The sequence below is a fragment of the Stenotrophomonas sp. IS26 genome, from assembly GCF_054188265.1.
On record NZ_JBSZJV010000017.1, the window covers coordinates 1 to 17098 of the forward strand.

A 17098-nucleotide genomic window follows, 5' to 3' on the forward strand; every position below is an offset into this window, starting at 1 on the left:
CCGGCGGCAACACCGGGGGCGGGGTGCCGATGGCTTCCGGCGGCGGCGGCGGCGGCGGCACGTCGATGGTCGGCGGTGGCGCCGGTGCCGGGATCGCCGAGGCGGTAACCGTGGAACGCAGGTACCAGTTTTCAGCGCTGCCGCCGCTCACACCGCCCTTGAACAGGTAATACTCGTAAGCGCCTGCGGCGACCGGGCTGTACAGCGCGAACGCATTGGCGGCGGTGCTGGCGCCATTGGTCGCCTGCACCACCATGATGCCGTCGGCGATCGTGGCCGCGCCGGTGCCGCCGACGTTGAGCACGCCGATACCGGTGGTGCCGCTGGCGGTGCCGTTGGAGATCACCAGCTTGTCCGACAGCGAGCTGTCATCGCCCAGCACGGTCTGCAGGTACAGCGCGCCGCCGTTGCCCACATAGTTGCCGACGATGGTGAAGGCGTCGCCGACGCGGCTGCCACCATTGCTCAGGTCGATGCGTCCAGCGTTGGTCACCGTGGCCAGCTGGCCGGCGGTGAACGGCACGATGCGCGCGTCCAGGCCACCGGCGAAGAGCGTGCTGGTGGCATCGATGTCCAGCGCACCGGTGCCGGTGCCGCCGTCACCCAGCGTCAGGTTGCCGTCGAAGGTGAGCTGGGAATCATTGGCCAGGCCGATCTGCTCCCAGTTGGCGAAGCGCGCGACACCGTCGGTCTTGACGTTGTTCATGCTCAGCGCGTCGTTGCCGGGTCCGCCGTCGAACAGCGGCAACGCCCCCAGGTTGGAGGCGTTGAGGTTGGCCAAGCTGGCAACGTCATTGCCCTCGCCCATGTCCACCGCGCCGTGCACCACGCCACCGCCAGACCAGTCCAGCCGATCGCTGCCGGTACTGGCGCGGATCTCGCCACGTACGGTGCCGCCGGTGATGGTGATCGAATCATCGCCACCGCTGACGCTGATGTTGCCGCCGATGTAGCCCTCGGACAGGATGATGGTGTCGTTGCCGAAGCCGGTGACCAGGTTGCCGTCGATGGTGCCGCCGGACATGTCGAAGGTGTTGTTCTCCAGCTTCATGTTGACCCGGCCGATGCGCCCGCCGGTCATCTCGGCGTAATCGCCATCATCGAAGCCGCCGATGATCTGGCCACCGGTCATGCGGAAGCGGTCGGTCCCATCGCCCTGCAGCAGCGCACCGATGGTACCGCCGGTCATGACGAACACATCCCGGCCCCCACCCTGCTGCACGGTGCCGGTGATGGTGCCGCCGCTGATCTCCAGCTGGTCGACATCGTCGCCCTGGTCGACCGACGCCAGCGTGCCGCCGCTCATCAACAGAGCATCGTTGCCGGCACCTTGGGTGACCGCGCCCACAATCTGCCCGCCCTGCATCTCCAGGCGATCATCGCCCAGCCCCTGCGCCAGCGTGCCCCCGATCCTGCCTCCGGGCCGCACGATCGTGGTGTCGTTGCCGGCGCCCTGATCGACGTTGCCGACGATCACACCCGCAACATCCAGCAGATCATTGCCGTCGCCCAGCAGCGCTGAGCCGTTCAGTCGGCCGTTGACGATCAGCGACTGGGCGCCACTGGTGCCGATCACATTCGCCGCGCCACCGCCGCGCTGCTGCAGCGTGCCATTGATCTGCAGCGTGGTGCCATTGGCCATGGTCAGGCTGGCGGTTTCCAGCGTGTTGCCCAGCACCAGGGTGCCGCCAGTGAGTGTGCTTGCCCCACCCAGGCTGTTGAGGCCGGTCAGGGTGAGCGTGCCGGCCCCGGTCTTGTCCAATGCGCCGGTGCCGTTGATGCTGCCCGCATAGGTGCCATCGTCGGGCTGCGTGAAGCGGACCAGACCATTGTTGGTCACGCCGGGCGGCAGGCTCTGCGCCCGCGCTTCCAGGATGCCGGCCGGATCGACGATCACCGGGCCGGTGTAATTGGCGTTGTTGCCGGTCAGCGCCAGGGTGCCCTGCGCCACCGTGGCCACGGTCACCCCGGTGATGGTGCCGGTCAGTGTCCACTTGCCCGCATCATTCTTGGTCAGCGACTCGAAACCGACGAAATTGCCCGGCAGCGTGGAATCACCCATGCCGCTCAGGAAGATCGCGTCGTTGCCCGCTCCTCCGCTGAAATTGCCGGTGATCGACGAACCGGTATACAGGCGCAGGATGTCATTGCCGCCGGCCAGCGAGATGTTGCCGATCACCTGGCCACGGTTGGTGAAGTCAAGCGCGCCGTTGCCGGAGCCACCGATCACCGTGCCCGGTGCCTGGATGATGCCGGTCTCGGTGTTGATCACGGTGTTCAGCCCAGTGGTGTTCTGCGACCAGATCGCCACGGCGTTGTTGGCGCGGATGGTGCCGCTGTTGACGATGGTGTTGCCCGCGCCCTGGAAGTTGATCACTTCGGCACTGCCTTGGCTGCCCAGCGCCAGCACTTCTCCGCCGGCATCGACGGTCAGGGTGCCGCCGGTGCGGAATTCCAGTGTGTTGCCGCCCGCGCCGAACAGCCCCGGCGCGCTGACTGCAGTGGCGCTGACGGTCGCACCGGTGCCGACGTGGATGTTGGCGTTGTCGCGCAGCGAGATGGCGTTGGCGTCACCCACCACCAGCTTGGCACCGGCCTGGACATCCACCGTGCGTCCATCCTCGATGGCGATGTTGCCGTTACCGACGCGGGTCACATAGGGATTGGGTGCGGCCGTGGTGCAGGTGGTGGTGGTGCCGACGGTAACGCAGTCCGCCTGTGCGCCGAACGAGGCCAGGACGATGGCACTGCCCAGCAGGCCGCGTGAACGGAGCAGCACGGCGATGCTGAGCGCGAGGGGGTGGAGAGTGGACCTGGGCATGCGGCTTCCTCTGGACATCACGGAGGGCGGCGGCGGCATGACAGGTCATCGAAGCCCCCTGCTCCTGACTGCACGCATCACCATGAAATTCACGACGGCAGCGGACGCTGCCTGGGACTGCATTTCCGGCGGGACAACATCGAGGAGGGGACAGACGGCGCGCGGCAAATGGGCCACGGCCAGGAACAGGCGGTTTCGTGAAGTACGCAGATGTGTGCCGGTACTTTTACTGGTCAACCGTGATGTGAACGTAAAATTCAGGCAGTGGATCGCCCGCATTCGCCGCGCGGTGAGCGATTCTGCAGAGATCGCTCAGATCTTCAGATAGACACGCCGGCGATCCAGCACCCACACCACACCCCACCAGATCGTCACGAAGCCCACCGCGCACGCGAGCGAGGCCAGCTTTGGTGCCTCCTGCAGCGCGCTCTGCAGGGCATGGAACGCCCAGGCCCACGCACCGGTTGCAGCGAGCACCAGCGCCATCGCCGAGGAGCCAAGATAGGCGGCGATCGCATTCACGCCAAAGCGTCGCCCCAGCGCAGGCATGCCCCAGCGATCGATCAACAGATGGGCCAGCAGCAGCGCAGCCGCGGACAGACCTGCGGTCCACAGCACGAAGCTGGGGGTCCACAACTGCTTGTTCAGGGGCAACCACAGCGTGGCCAGGCCGCCGACCGCCAGGCAACCCGCCGCCAGCAGCGTCAACTGCGGTGCCCTGCCGGCACGCAGCCACGCGCCGGCGCGCAGGCCCAGCAGGGTGGTGGCGATCGCCCCGAGGCTGCTCAGCAGGCCTTCCGGGTCATGGCCCAGCCCGGTGAGCGCGGAATACTTGTAGAGGAACGGGGCGAACAGCGCCGTATCCAGGCGGCTGGCCGGGTTGACCCACGGCGCCATGGAGGTGGCCGACAGCAGGATCACCGCATAGGTGGCCAACAGCCCGACGATCAGCGCCCATTGCGTGCGCGCCCGCGTGTAGACCGCCAGCACGCCGACCACCGCCACGCACAGGGCGATCCGCTGCAGCACGCCCCACAGGCGATACGCCGGCAGTTCGAACAACCACCACGCCAGCAGGTGCAGCAGCGCGCCGGCGATCAGGATGCGCAGTGCGCGTTGCAGCACCCCGCGCACCAGCGCCGGACGCTTGGCCGGCTCGGCCGCGCGTGGCGCCAGACTGAACGCCATCGAGACACCGGCAATGAACAGGAACAACGGGAAAATCAGGTCGGTCGGGGTGAAACCATGCCAGTCCGCGTGCAGCAGCGGTGCGTAGACATGGCTCCAGTCGCCCGGGTTGTTGACCAGCAGCATCGCCGCGACGGTCAGGCCGCGCAGTGCGTCGATCGAGCCCATCCGCCCCGACGGTACGGCACTCATACGTCTTCGCGCTGCCCGGCGATCCAGATGCTGCGCACCTGCAGCGCGTCATCGAGCAGCACCAGATCGGCGTGATGCCCTTCGGCGATGTGCCCGTAGCGGTCATCCAGATTCAGGAACTGCGCGGGATAGGTCGAGGCCATCCGCGCCGCCTCGGCCAGCGAAACGCCCAGCAGCTGCACGCTGTTGCGCACCGCCGTGGCCATGTCCAGCGCCGAGCCGGCCAGCGAGCCGGCAGCATTGCGCACCACCCCATCCACCGCAGTGATGACCTCGCCGTAAAGTTCGTAGCTGGGGTCCTGCGCACCGACCGGCGGCATCGCATCAGTGACCAGCATGACCTTGCCGCGCGGCTTGGTCGCCAGCGCCACACGCAGGCTGGCCGGATGCACATGCACGCCGTCGGCGATGATGCCGACCCAGCTGTCGCGATCTTCCAGCGCCGCACCGACCGCACCCGGTTCGCGCCCGGTCAGCGGCGACATCGCGTTGTACAGATGGGTGAAGCCGCGGATACCGGCCTCCAGGCCTGCACGCGCCTGCTCGTAACTGGCGGCGGTATGACCTGCCGCCACCACCACGCCGCGTTCCACCAGCGCGCGGATGCTCTCCAGCGGTACCCGCTCGGGCGCCAGCGTGAGCAGGGTGACGCCGTTGTCCAGCGAGGCGGCCAAGGCGATCTCGGCGGCGTCCGGCACACGGAACTTGTTCGCATCATGCGTGCCCTTGCGCGCCGGGGCGATGTACGGGCCTTCCAGATGGATGCCGAGCACGCCGGGCACGCCCTCGCTGATCGCCTGGCGGGTCGCGGCGATGGCCGCGCGCATTACCTGCACGTCGTCGCTGATCAGGGTCGGCAGCAGACCGGTGGTGCCGAAGCGGCGGTGCGCCTGCGCCAGCGTGCGCAGCGTGGCGACATCCGGGCTGTTGTTGAACAGCACGCCGCCACCGCCATTGACCTGCGCATCGATGAAGCCGGGCAGCAGCCAACCACCACCCAGGTCCACCTGCTCATCGGCCTGGCCGAGCATGGGCGCGGCATCGGAGACCAGCGCGGTGATCCGGCCGCTCTCGATCACCACCGCCAGATCATCGCGGAAGTCGTCACCGGCCAGGATGCGGGCATTGCGCAGGACAGTTTTCATCAGACGGTTTCCGTCACCTTGTTCAGATGCGGCGGCAGGTCCGGGTTGTGACCACGGCGCAGCGCCAGCGCATTGATCGCGCGGTAGAAACTCTGGATGGTCAGCAGCGGGGCGCACGCCGGGTGCGGCGCGACCGGCAGCGGCAGGTCACCGCCGACATCGGCCAGCCACACCTGCGCATCGCGCGCGGCGAACTCGCTCAGCACCGCGCGGGTGCCAGCGCCGGTTTCATCCGGCTGGGCGAAGGCCAGCACCGGGAAGCCCGGGCCGACCAGCGCCATCGGGCCATGCTTGACCTCGGCCGAGCTGTACGCCTCGGCGTGCAGGCCACAGGTTTCCTTGAACTTCAGCGCCGCTTCCTGCGCGGCGGCCAGGCCAAGACCGCGGCCAAGCACGAACAGATTGTGGGCCGGCACCAGACCGTCGGTCAGCGACGACCAGTCGCTGTTCCAAGCCTGACGCAGCGCATCGGGCAGCGCGCGCAGCGAAGCGATCAGCCCCACATCCTGGGTCCAGTACGCCACCAGCTGCAGGATCGCCGACAGCGAGGCCAGATAGCTCTTGGTCGCCGCGACGCTGTGCTCGGCACCGGCGCCCAGCGGGATCACCGTCTCGGCCAGCTGCGCCAGCGGCGAATCCTCGACATTGACCAGCGCCACCACGCGTGCGCCGGCCGCACGCGCGGCCTCGGCGTTGCGCAGCAGGTCCGGGCTCTTGCCCGACTGCGAGATCACGATGTACAGCGCCCCACGCAGCTTCAGCGGCGCTTCGTACACCGAGCCTACCGACGGCGAGGCCGAGGCGGTGACCAGCCCGAGGCGCGTTTCCAGCAGGTACTTGGCATAGGTGGCGGCGTGGTCGGAACTGCCCCGTGCGCAGGTCACCACGAACGGCGGCGGTGCCGCGCGCAGGCTGGCGGCCAGCGTCTCCACGGCCACCTGGTTGCGCGCGAACTGCGCGGCGATCACATCGGCAGCCTCGGCGGCTTCGCGGTACATCAGGGTGTCGTGGGGGGCAGGCAGGGACATGGGGACTCAGGTCGTTTCAGGAGAAGGAAGCCGTGCACCCTGTGGGCGCATCGGCGCGGTGGAACCACGCACCACCAGCTGCGGCACGAAGCCCTGGTTCTGCAGCTGCAGCGGCGCGTCGTCGTAGGCATCGCTGCGCAGCTGCGCGATCAGCAGGCGCGCGGCATGCCGGGCGATGTCTTCGGTGGCCTGCTTGGCGGTGGTCAACGGCGGCCAGGACTGGCGCGAGAACGGGCTGTCCTCGAAACCGGCGATGGACAGGTCGTACGGCACGTTCATGCCGGTGGATTTGGCCGCCGCCAACACGCCGGCGGCGATTTCATCGTTGGAGCCGAAGATCGCGGTGGGCGGTTCGCGCAGCGCCAGCAGGCGGCGCGCGCCGCGGAAGCCATCATCGAAGGTGTAATCGCCCTGCACCACCAGGTGCTTGTCGATGGTCATGCCGTAGTCGCGCAGCGCCGCTTCATAGCCGGCGTAGCGCTCACCGCTGGAGCGGTGCGAGGTGCCGCCCCAGAGGAAGCCGATCCGCTGGTGGCCCAGCTGGATCAGGTGCTCGGTGATCTCGTAGGCGGCCTCGCGGTCGTCGACGAACACACAGGCGCCGTCCTGCGGATCGGCGGTGGCGGCGATGATGCGCACCAGCTTGATGCCGCGTGCGGTGAGCGCGGCCACCAGATCCTTGCGCTCGGACATCGGCGCGGTCAGCACCAGCCCGGCCAGACGCGAACGCTGCACCCAGTCGGCCAGTTCCTCGGCGAGCATCGGCGAGCTGGAATCGCAGGGATGGATCTGCAAGCCGAACCCGGTCTCGCGGCACGCGGCAAGCACGCCGTTCTGCACGCCGATGATGTGGTACGGGTTGGGGTTGTCGTAGACCAGCCCGACCACCAGCGTGGTGCCGGTGCGCAGGTTGCGCGCGGCCGGATCGGGCTCGTAGTCCAGCTCGGCGATCGCACGCAGCACCCGTGCACGGGTGGCCTGCATCACCGAGGGCTCGTTGTTGATGACCCGCGAGACCGTCTTCAGCGATACCTTGGCCCGTTCGGCGACATCCTTGATGGTCGCTCTACGCATCGTCTTTTCCTGGCTGACCGGTTGAGCGTCCATGATCGCCGATCACTGCCCGTCGCGGGACAGCCCGACGCGGTGGCCGCGCATCGAATAGAACAGGATGTACAGGTAGCAGGGCACCATCAGGCCGGCGAACACCCACTGGAAGTCGAAGTGCTGCTTGAGCACGGCAAACAGCTGGGGAATGATCGCGCCACCGGCGATGGCCATCACCAGCAGGGCCGAGCCGGTCTCGGTGAAACGGCCCAGGCCGCGGATCGCCAGCGGGAAGATCGCCGGCCACATCATCGCGTTGGCAAAGCCCAAGGCCGCCACGAAGCCGACCGAGACATAGCCGTGGGTCAGCAGCGCGCCGATGCAGAACACCACGCCCAGCACCGCCGAGATGCTCAGGTAGCGCGACTGTGAGACCAGGTGCGGGATCAGCGCCAGGCCGGCCAGGTAGCCGATCAGCATCGCGCCCAGGGTGATCGAGGTGAACATCTTGGTCTGGTCCAGCGGCAGGTCGAAGCCGTGGCCGTAAGTGCCGATCGCATCGCCGGCCATCACTTCCACGCCGACGTACACGAACAGGCACAGTACGCCCAGCCACAGGTGCGGGAACTGGAAGATGCTGGTGCGCTCGGCCACCCCTGGCGCGCGGGCTGGCGTGGCATTGGCTTCGGCGGTCTTCAGTTCGGGCAGCGGCGAGAACAGCACGCCCACCGCCAGCACCACCAGCAGCCCGGCCATGGCCATGTACGGCAGCTGGATCTTGGCGGCGAAGTCATTGAGCAGCACCGTCTTGGCGGCCGCATCGGCGATCTTCACCTGGGCATCCAGGTCGCCGATACCGTGCAGCACCAGCGTGCCGATCAGCACCGGGGCGAGCATGCCGGCGATCTTGTTGCAGATGCCCATCAGTGCGATGCGCCGGGCCGCGGTCTCGATCGGGCCGAGGATGCTGATGTACGGGTTGACCGCCGTCTGCAGCAGGGCAAGGCCGCTGCCGATGATGAACAGGCCGCTGAGCGCGCCCGGGTACCAGCGCTGCTGGGCGAAGTGCGCGAACACCACCGCACCGGCCGCCATCACCAGCAGGCTCAGGCTCAGGCCCTTCTTCATCCCGGTGCGCTTGAGGATCCACGAGGCCGGCAGGGCCAGGAAGAAATACGACAGGTAGAAAACCATCAGCACCAGGAAGGCGCCCACCTCATCCAGCTCGAAGGCGAGTTTGACGAAGGTGATCAACGGGCCGTTGAGCCAGGTGAAGAAGCCGATCAGGAAGAACAGCACGCCGATGATCAGGATCGAGGTAAGCACGCTCGAACGCGCGGAGGCAGCAGGCACGGCAGACATCAAGGAGGCTCCTGCATCGACGGCGCCGGAGCGGCATCGGAAGAGTGGCTGGGAACAACGTTGTCACATTTATTCGTTGCAGCCGCCAGGTTTGTCAACAACTGGTTCACGCCAGCGCCGCGCATTTTGCGTTGCTGCACCTGCGCAATCTGGCGGCAGCGCTCGCCGCGGGCGGAGCGGAGCCCGTATTCACGGCAGTTTGCGAAAACATGACGGCAGTGTGATGAAAACGTTTTCCCGCGCAAACCCACGTTGCGGCGCAGCATCGAAAGTGTGAGGTTATCGTTGACATCGTTGTCAGAACGATTACAGACTCCGCCTCAATCGCCGGGGCAACCCTGGCCACGCCCAACCGATGGAGTCCGTGTGACCAACGCCGCCCACGCTGTTCCGGCCCATGCCCCGCCCGCCGCGACGCCGCCGTTCCTGGCCGCCGACGTGGGTGGCACGCATGTCCGGGTTGGCCGGGTCCAGGCCAGCGCCGATCCGGCCCATCCGGTGGAGCTGCTGGACTACCGCAAGTTCCGCAATGCGGATTACGCCGGCCTCAGCGCGATCCTGTCCGACTTTCTGGCCGATGGCCCGCGCCCGACGCATTGCGTGGTCGCCACCGCCGGCTATGCCCGCGACGACGGCACGGTGATCACCGCCAACCTGCCCTGGCCGTTGTCGGCACGGCAGATCGAGCGCGATGTCGGCCTGGACCAGGTGTACATCGTCAATGACTTCGAGGCCGTGGCCTATGCCGCCGCCCAGGTCGATGCCAGCGGCGTGCTGCAGCTGACCGGCCCGGCCACCGCCCCGCGCGGCCCGACCCTGGTGGTCGGCCCCGGCACCGGCCTCGGCGCGGCGGTGTGGATCCCGACCCCGCACGGCGCCGTCGTGCTGGCGACCGAAGCCGGCCAGCCGACCCTGGCCACCACCACCGAACTGGAGATGGCGATCGTGCGGCAGATGCTGCGCGACCGGTCGCATGTCTCGGTCGAGCAGGCGCTGTCCGGCCCCGGCCTGATGAATCTGTATCGCGCCCTGTGTGCGTTGAGCGGCCAATCGCCAGCGCTGACCACCCCCGATGCGATCACCGCCGCCGCCATGGCCGACCAGGACCCGCTCGCGCGGCAGAGCCTGGATGTGTTCTGCGGCCTGCTCGGCAGCACGATCGGCGACATGGCGCTGCAATACGGCGTCACCGGTGGGGTCTACCTGGCCGGCGGCATCCTGCCGCAGATCCGCGATTTCCTGTTGAACAGCACCTTCGTCGAGCGGTACCTCAACAAGGGACCGATGCGCGAGGCGCTGGAACGCATTCCCGTGAAGGTGGTCGAGCACGGGCAGCTGGGCGTCATCGGCGCCGCCAGCTGGTACCTGGGCCGCTCGGACACCTGATCTGCCGCGGCGCCGGGATCGGCGCTGTGGACATCGCACCACGCAGTACGTAGTACCCAAGGCGCACCCGGACAACAGGCGCGCGGCACAGTCGTACCAGACGCAAGAAAACAGACGCCGTCGCCGGCGACCATCGAGTGATGAGGAGAGACATCATGAACACCCGCAAGACCCTGCTTTCCGCAGCCATCGTCAGCTGCCTGGCCTTCAGCGCCCACGCGCAGCAAGCCGCCCCCACCGCCACCGATCTGGACACCGTGCAGGTCACCGGCATCCGTGGCTCGATGGAAAAGTCGCTGGACACCAAGCGCGATGCCAATGCGCGCCTGGAAGTGGTCACCGCCGAAGACGTGGGCAAGCTGCCCGCGCACAACGTCGCCGATACCCTGCAGCGCCTGCCGGGCGTGAACATCAGCTCGTCCAGCGCCGATGAAGGCGGCTTCGACGAAGCCGACCGCGTCAGCCTGCGCGGCACCAGCCCGAGCCTGACCCAGACCCTGATCAACGGCCACAGCGTTGCCTCGGCCGACTGGTTCGTGCTCAGCCAAGGCAACAACGTCGGCCGCAGCGTCAGCTACTCGCTGCTGCCCTCCGAGCTGGTCAGCTCGGTGGAAGTAAACAAGTCCTCGCAGGCCAAGCTGCAGGACGGCGGCACCACCGGCACCGTCAACATCATCACCCGTCGCCCGCTGGAGTTCGCCAAGCAGATCACCGCCGAAGCCTCGGTCGGTGCGGTGAATTCGGACCAGGCCAAGTCGACCGATCCGCAGCTGTCGGCCCTGTTCAACTACAAGAACGACGACGGCACCTTCGGCGTGATGGTGCAGGGCTTCTACCAGAAGCGTGAGCTGCGCCGCGAAGCACAGGAAATCCCGGGCGGATTCTTCACCCTCGGCCCGAACGACCCGGTCGTCGCAGGCATCCCGGATCCGGCCAACCCGGGCCAGTTCCTGCAGGGCCCGCGTCCGGACCTGGAGGGGCTCAAGATCCCCGGCCTGCTCGGTTCCACGCTGTTCGAACAGACCCGTGAGCGCAAGGGCGGCCTGATCTCGGTGCAGTTCAAGCCCACCGACACCCTGACCCTGGGTCTGGAAGGTTTCAGTTCCAAGCTGGAAGCCAACAACTACAACCGCAACTTCATGATGTTCGGCGCCAGCTTCGCCAAATCGCAGGCACCGGATCCGGGCTATGTGGTCAAGGACGGCGTCATCACCAACGCCACCTACAGCGGCAAGCCGGGCACGGACTACGGCGTGTACGACATGATCTACCGTGAAGCAACGGCAGAGACGAACTACATCACCTTCGATGCGGATTGGCAGATCAACGACAACCTGACCGCCAAGTTCCAGGCCGGCAACACCAAGGGCACCGGCGAAACCCCGCGCCAGTACATCGCCGAAGTCACCGTTGGTCGCGGCGGCGGCGCCAGCTGGGCCACGCACGGCAACGGCTCCCCGGTCGACTGGAACATCGGCGGCGACATCAGCCCGAACGGCGTGACCACCTTCGGCACCTGGGGCAACCAGCAGGTCACCGCCGAAGACAAGGAAAAGTGGGCCAGCCTGGATTTCAGCCAGTACTTCAGCAGCGGCAGCGTGCTGAGCTCGATCGACTTCGGTGCACGCTTTGCTGACCACAAGCGTGAGTCGCTGTCGCCGGAAGGCGCGACCCCGGGCAACATCTGGGCCGCGCTGCAGGGCGCCCCCACCGGCAACTACCCGAACGGCTTCGCCGGTGACATCGGCGGCACTTTCCCGCGCAACATCTGGTACTACACCCCGGGTGCGCTGAAGGATGCGGTGACCAACAACTCCACCTGGCTGGCCAACAATGACGGCCCGGACGGACGCCACAACTACGGCGCCGAATGGAAGGTGGCCGAGAAGAACTTCGGCGCCTACGTCCAGGCCAACTTCGTCGGTGACAGCTGGGCCGGTAACGTCGGCCTGCGCTACGTCAACATCAAGCAGGACATCGACACCTACGTGGCCGTCACCAGCGACCCGGACGTGAGCAGCCTGTTCGGTGCCTGGGATGCGCTGAAGTTCGAAAACAAGCACAACCGCGTGCTGCCCAGCGCCAACCTGAAGTTCGACCTGGCCGACGACCTGGTGCTGCGTTTTGCCGCCTCCCAGACCCAGACCCTGCCGGACTTCTCGGCCCTGGGTACCTCCTCGTGGGGTTCGGATCTGAACAAGCTCGGCGGCGGTGGCAACCCGAACCTCAAGCCGGTGCTGTCGACCAACTTCGATGCCAACCTGGAGTGGTACTTCATGCCGCGCGGCCTGCTGTCGGCCGGCGTGTACTCGATGAACCTGAAGGACTACGTGGCCTTCGGCACCGAGACCCAGATGCTCTTCAGCGAGCTGACCCACCAGCTGGAAGCGTATGAGATCTCCAAGCCGATCAACGCCAACGGCAAGGTCCGCGGCGTCGAGCTGGCCTACGAGCAGCCGATCGGTGAATTCTTCGGCGTCAACGCCAACTACACCTACGCCGATGGCAGCACCTCGCATACCTGGGAAGACGGCACGCAGAACCTGCTGGGCACCTCGAAGAACACCTACAACGTGGGTGCTTACTTCGAGAACGACACCTTCGGTGCGCGCGTGGGCTACACCTACCGCTCCTCGTTCCTGATCGGCCTGTCCGGTGCCAACCCGTACTACCAGGATGACTTCGGCACGCTGTCGGCGTCGTTGAGCTACAAGGCCACCGACTGGCTGAGCGTCAGCTTCGATGCGCTCAACCTCAACAACCCGACCTACAAGTACTACCAGAGCGCGTCGGTGCCGACCTCGTTCTACAGCAACGGCCGCCAGTACTATCTGAACTTCCGCTTCAAGTACTGATCGCCGCGGTAACACGCTGCACACCTGAAACGGGCCCGGATTTCCGGGCCCGTTTCACAGGTGGAACCCGAATCGCTACAAAGGAATGACCCGATGCACACCCGCACCCGTCGTACCTCGCTGTCGCTGCTGTCCTTCGCACTGGCACTCTCCCTCGCACCGCTGGCCCAGGCCGCCGACGCACAGGCACCGGCTGGCCCGAAGGCCCTGCCCGGTTCGCTGATGCTGATCCCCGCGCCGGCCAGGGTCGATCGCATCGACGGCGCCGGCTACACCGTGACCACCGCCACCCCTGTGCATGCACAGGGCCAGGCCGCCGCCCGCGTGGCTGCACAGTTCGCCACCCTGCTGCGCGACAGCGGTGGCCCGGCGGTAACGGTCAGCGAAGGACGCGGCAAGGACGGCATCCGCTTCATCCTCGATGCCACGCTCAAGACCGGTGCCGAAGGCTACCAGCTGCGTTCGGACGCGCGTGGCGCGACCGTGCAGGCCGCCACCGAGGCCGGTCTGTTCTACGGTGCGGCCACGCTCTCGCAGCTGCTCACCGGCGGCAGCGATGGCACGCTTCCGGCGCTGCGCATCGATGATGCGCCCCGTTTCAGCTGGCGCGGCCTGATGCTCGATTCGGCCCGCCACTTCCAGAGCCTCGATGAGATCAAGCAGGTCCTCGATGCGATGGCCGAGCAGAAGCTCAACACCTTCCATTGGCACCTCACCGATGACCAGGGCTGGCGCATGGAGATCAAGCGCTACCCGAAACTGACCGGCGTCGGCAGCTGCCGCATTCCGGCCGGCGACGGTGGCCGCGATCCGGTCACCGGCGCCGAGCGTCCCTACTGCGGGTTCTACACCCAGGAACAGATCCGCGAGGTGATCGCGTATGCCGCCGCGCGCCATATCCAGGTGATCCCGGAGATCGACGTGCCCGGTCACGCTACCGCGGCGATCGCGGCCTATCCGGAGCTCGGCACGATCGACACCCCGCTCAAGCCGCTGAGCGAATGGGGCGTGTTCCCGAACCTGTTCAACACGGAAGACAGCACCCTCGAATTCCTTGAGAACGTGCTGGAAGAAGTCATCGCGCTGTTTCCGGCCAAGTACGTGCACGTGGGTGGCGACGAAGCGGTCAAGGACCAGTGGGAAGCCTCCGCGCGGGTGCAGGCGCGCATGCGCGAAGTGGGCGCCAGCGATGAGATGGAAATGCAGAGCCACATCATCAAGCGCCTGGAGACCTTCCTGGAACACCACGACCGGCGCCTGATCGGCTGGGATGAAATCCTCGAAGGCGGGTTGCCGCCGGAGGCCACGGTGATGTCCTGGCGCGGTACCGAAGGCGGCCTCAAGGCCGCCAGCGAGGGTCACGACGTGGTGATGTCGCCGGTGACCGACATGTACATGGACTACCTGCAGACCAACTCGGAGAACGAGCCGCCGGGCCGCCCGGCGACGATTCCGCTGGCACGCGTGTACGGCTTCGAGCCGGTGCCGGACGCGCTGGCCAAGGACAAGCAGCACCACATCCTCGGCCTGCAGGCCAACATGTTCACCGAGCACACGCGCAGCTACGCGCGCCTGCAGCACAACCTGTTCCCGCGCTTGGCCGCGGTGGCCGAGACGGGCTGGTCGCCGCGCGAGCGCCGCGACTATGCGGATTTCCTGGCGCGTCTGCCGGCGCAGCTGAAGCGTTACCAGGCGATGGGCATCGCGTATGCGCAGACGCCATTCCAGGTGGAACTGGACAGCACGGACGACCGCGCCGCCGGCACCGCGACGCTGGCCCTGCGCACCCCGCTCGGTTACGACATCCACTACAGCGTGGACGGCAGCGCGGTCACCGCGCAGTCACCGCGCTACACCGCCCCGCTGCAGCAGCCGCTGCCGGTGGCACTGCAGGCGGCGACGTTCTTCAACGGCGAGGCGTTGGCCAAGGCGGCCAGCCGCTTCGACATCACCGCCGGGTCGCTGCTGTCGCGGACCGACGAACATCTCGCGCAGTGCCCGGGCGAAGGCCAGCTGCTGCTGCGCCTGGAAGACGACGGCCCGGCCGATGGCGAGCGCGCGATCTTCAACGTGGACATCTTCAACCCGTGCTGGTTGTGGAAGGACGCGGATGTGGATGGCATCGCCACGCTCCGCATCCGCGCCGGACAGATCCCGTACTACTTCCAGCTGGCCCACGACGAGCCGAACCGCCGCTTCGCGCCCAAGCGCAGCGCGCATGGGGAAATGGACATCCTCGGCGGCCAGTGCGCTGGCAAGCCGCTGGCCAGCGTGGCACTGCCGGCCGCGCCGGGCGCCGATGGGTTCATCACGCTGGAGGCGGCGCTGCCGCGCTCGCTCAAGGGCAAGCAGAATCTGTGCGTGCGCTTCACCGGCGATACCCGGCCGACCATGTGGGTGCTGGATGAGATGACGCTGTTGCCGCGGTAATCGGGGCGCCAAGGTGCCGGCCAGCGGCCGGCACTCCCCGTCATGGGTCGCCGGCGTCACACGCATCAACCGCGCAGGCGCACCAGCAGATCGCGCAACGGGGTGAACACGATCGCCGTGCCGGCGAGCACGCCGACGCTGTTGGCCAGCGCGTCCATCGGGTCGGCCATGCGGTTGACGGTCAAGGCGCCCTGGGCGAACTCGATGCCGATGCCCAGCGTGACCAGGCCGAGCGCGGCCCAGACCAGGGCCGCGCGACGCTGGTAGATCTGCACGGCGGATGCGGCCAGTAGAAAATACGCGAGGAAGTGCTCGACCTTGTCGCTGTTTTCCGGCAACGGGATCGGCGGCGGCGGGATCAGGCAGACCACGATCGTGCCCAGCACCGCCAGCCACCACAGCGCCAGCCAGAACCGTGGCCAGCGCAGCGGTTTAAGCACGGGTGTCGCCGCCACCTTACAGACGCCAGGTCAGATCGCCGAGTTCGAAGGCGGGTTCGAAATCGACATCGCGCTGGAAGCCCATCACCTGGAAGCGCTCGCCCATCTCGGTCGGCAGCGTCAGCTTTTTCACCTGATCGCGCAGGCGTACGCGGCCGATCTCGTCGGTGCGCGCGTCGGCCTTTTCCAGCAGGGTATCCAGCCCGTTCCCGAGCAGGAAACTGGCCTGCGTGCAGTAACCGGCCAGTTCGAATCCCGCCCCGGTGCCCGACTCGGCCAACGCGGTGAAATCCACCGAGGCGGTCAGGTCCTGCAGGCCCGGCCAGCGGTACAGATCGTTGTGCACGTGGTGGCGATAGAACGCGCGCACCGTGCCGTCGTCGCGGTCGTCCTGGTAATACTCGTTGCGCGGGTAGCCGTAATCGACGAACAACATCGCGCCGCGCTTCAGGCCGCCGGCGATCGCCTGGATCCAGTACGGCAGCTGCGGCAGCAGTTCGGAACGGTACCCATCGGCGAAGGGCTTCTGACGGTAGTGCTCCACATGCCGCACCGCCGCGGTGAGCATCGCATCGGCCGGCTGCGCGCCGCGCACGAAGGCGCCCTGCGCATCCAGCTCGACGGTTTCCTCGTAGACCATGCCATCGCGCGCGAGGAAGCGCGGCGTCGGCAAGGCATCGATCACTTCATTGGCAAACACCATGCCGTCCCAGTCGTCATCGAACGGGCGGTCCAGCCATTCCACCAGGGCGAACACCGGCGGGATCAGCGCCATTTCCAGGCGCTCGCGCTGGCGCTCGCGCAGGTCCGCGCTGGGCTCCAGGATCGCGTAGCGTTCAGGCAGTGCGTCCAGTTCCAGCATGCGCTTGAGCAGCACTTCGGCGAACGCGCCGCTGCCGCCACCGACTTCCATGAAACGCGCTTCCGGGCCGAGCTGCTGCATTATCGGGGCGATCGCATTGGCCAGGGTCGCGGCGAACAGCGCGCCGATCTCCGGCGAGGTGGTGAAATCGCCGGCGGCACCGAACTTGCTCGCGCCGGCGCTGTAATAGCCCCAACCGGGGGTATACAGGCTCAGCTCCATGAAACGGGAGAACGGCATCGCGCCGCCGTTGGCGAGGATTTCAGCACGCAGCGCCGCAGCCAGCTCGTCGCTGTGGGCCAGGGCGTCGGATTCGGGGGTGGGCAGTGGGGAATGCATGGC

General features: G+C 67.2%; 11 protein-coding genes and 1 pseudogene. 4 read left to right on the forward strand and 8 right to left on the reverse strand.

The window, feature by feature from the left end; translation table 11 throughout:
• Window positions 1-2821: pseudogene (locus tag ACW6W5_RS13925) on the reverse strand (hypothetical protein); the annotation flags it as partial.
• Here ACW6W5_RS13925 and ACW6W5_RS13930 point away from each other — a divergent pair.
• Window positions 2820-3149, forward strand: coding sequence for a hypothetical protein (locus ACW6W5_RS13930; protein WP_193222780.1), 330 nt, complete (start codon window positions 2820-2822; stop codon window positions 3147-3149). The pseudogene ACW6W5_RS13925 and the gene ACW6W5_RS13930 sit on opposite strands and share 2 nt — an antisense overlap.
• Here the strand turns inward: ACW6W5_RS13930 and ACW6W5_RS13935 are convergent.
• Genes ACW6W5_RS13935 through ACW6W5_RS13955 form a run of 5 tightly spaced genes read right to left on the reverse strand, consistent with a single transcriptional unit; the run spans window position 3134 to window position 8783 of the window.
• Window positions 3134-4201 (reverse strand): acyltransferase family protein, encoded by a 1068-nt coding sequence (locus tag ACW6W5_RS13935; RefSeq protein ID WP_152152258.1) that lies wholly within the window; start codon window positions 4199-4201, stop codon window positions 3134-3136. The genes ACW6W5_RS13930 and ACW6W5_RS13935 overlap by 16 nt on opposite strands.
• Window positions 4198-5346 carry an N-acetylglucosamine-6-phosphate deacetylase gene (gene nagA / locus ACW6W5_RS13940; protein WP_152152259.1) on the reverse strand — a complete coding sequence of 383 codons (1149 nt, stop codon included), beginning with the start codon at window positions 5344-5346 and terminating at the stop codon, window positions 4198-4200. The genes ACW6W5_RS13935 and nagA overlap by 4 nt, the downstream gene beginning before the upstream one ends.
• Window positions 5346-6374 carry an SIS domain-containing protein gene (locus ACW6W5_RS13945; RefSeq protein ID WP_152152261.1) on the reverse strand — a complete coding sequence of 343 codons (1029 nt, stop codon included), beginning with the start codon at window positions 6372-6374 and terminating at the stop codon, window positions 5346-5348. Before ACW6W5_RS13945 ends, nagA begins: the two co-directional genes overlap by 1 nt.
• A 6-nt stretch (window positions 6375-6380) precedes the next feature.
• Window positions 6381-7448 (reverse strand): LacI family DNA-binding transcriptional regulator, encoded by a 1068-nt coding sequence (locus tag ACW6W5_RS13950; protein WP_088432334.1) that lies wholly within the window; start codon window positions 7446-7448, stop codon window positions 6381-6383.
• A 42-nt stretch (window positions 7449-7490) separates the two neighbouring features.
• Window positions 7491-8783, reverse strand: a complete 1293-nt coding sequence (locus tag ACW6W5_RS13955; RefSeq protein ID WP_152152262.1) for a sugar MFS transporter — start codon at window positions 8781-8783, stop codon at window positions 7491-7493.
• 366 nt (window positions 8784-9149) lie between these two features.
• Here ACW6W5_RS13955 and ACW6W5_RS13960 point away from each other — a divergent pair, with 366 nt between their 5' ends.
• From ACW6W5_RS13960 to ACW6W5_RS13970, 3 genes are all read left to right on the forward strand, one after another.
• Entirely contained in the window at window positions 9150-10169 is a 1020-nt protein-coding gene (locus ACW6W5_RS13960) for a glucokinase family protein (protein WP_152152264.1), read from the forward strand.
• Window positions 10170-10324: 155 nt separating this feature from the next.
• Window positions 10325-13024, forward strand: a complete 2700-nt coding sequence (locus tag ACW6W5_RS13965; RefSeq protein ID WP_152152265.1) for a TonB-dependent receptor — start codon at window positions 10325-10327, stop codon at window positions 13022-13024.
• 93 nt (window positions 13025-13117) lie between these two features.
• Window positions 13118-15454, forward strand: coding sequence for a family 20 glycosylhydrolase (locus tag ACW6W5_RS13970; RefSeq protein ID WP_152152267.1), 2337 nt, complete (start codon window positions 13118-13120; stop codon window positions 15452-15454).
• A gap of 65 nt (window positions 15455-15519) precedes the next feature.
• On the opposite strand, the gene ACW6W5_RS13975 is transcribed toward ACW6W5_RS13970, so the two are convergent.
• The gene (locus ACW6W5_RS13975) at window positions 15520-15909 is read right to left on the reverse strand and encodes a VanZ family protein (RefSeq protein ID WP_152152268.1); all 390 of its coding nucleotides are present in this window, start codon (window positions 15907-15909) and stop codon (window positions 15520-15522) included.
• A gap of 1 nt (window position 15910) precedes the next feature.
• Entirely contained in the window at window positions 15911-17095 is a 1185-nt protein-coding gene (locus ACW6W5_RS13980) for a class I SAM-dependent methyltransferase (protein WP_152152271.1), read from the reverse strand.
• Window positions 17096-17098: the final 3 nt, after the last annotated feature.

Coding starts and splice junctions, on each gene's coding strand:
- ACW6W5_RS13930 (WP_193222780.1), top strand. CDS start 2,820: ATGCGGCTTCCTCTGGACATCACGGAGGGCGGCGGCGGCATGACAGGT.
- ACW6W5_RS13935 (WP_152152258.1), bottom strand. CDS start 4,201: ATGAGTGCCGTACCGTCGGGGCGGATGGGCTCGATCGACGCACTGCGC.
- nagA (WP_152152259.1), bottom strand. CDS start 5,346: ATGAAAACTGTCCTGCGCAATGCCCGCATCCTGGCCGGTGACGACTTC.
- ACW6W5_RS13945 (WP_152152261.1), bottom strand. CDS start 6,374: ATGTCCCTGCCTGCCCCCCACGACACCCTGATGTACCGCGAAGCCGCC.
- ACW6W5_RS13950 (WP_088432334.1), bottom strand. CDS start 7,448: ATGCGTAGAGCGACCATCAAGGATGTCGCCGAACGGGCCAAGGTATCG.
- ACW6W5_RS13955 (WP_152152262.1), bottom strand. CDS start 8,783: ATGTCTGCCGTGCCTGCTGCCTCCGCGCGTTCGAGCGTGCTTACCTCG.
- ACW6W5_RS13965 (WP_152152265.1), top strand. CDS start 10,325: ATGAACACCCGCAAGACCCTGCTTTCCGCAGCCATCGTCAGCTGCCTG.
- ACW6W5_RS13970 (WP_152152267.1), top strand. CDS start 13,118: ATGCACACCCGCACCCGTCGTACCTCGCTGTCGCTGCTGTCCTTCGCA.
- ACW6W5_RS13980 (WP_152152271.1), bottom strand. CDS start 17,095: ATGCATTCCCCACTGCCCACCCCCGAATCCGACGCCCTGGCCCACAGC.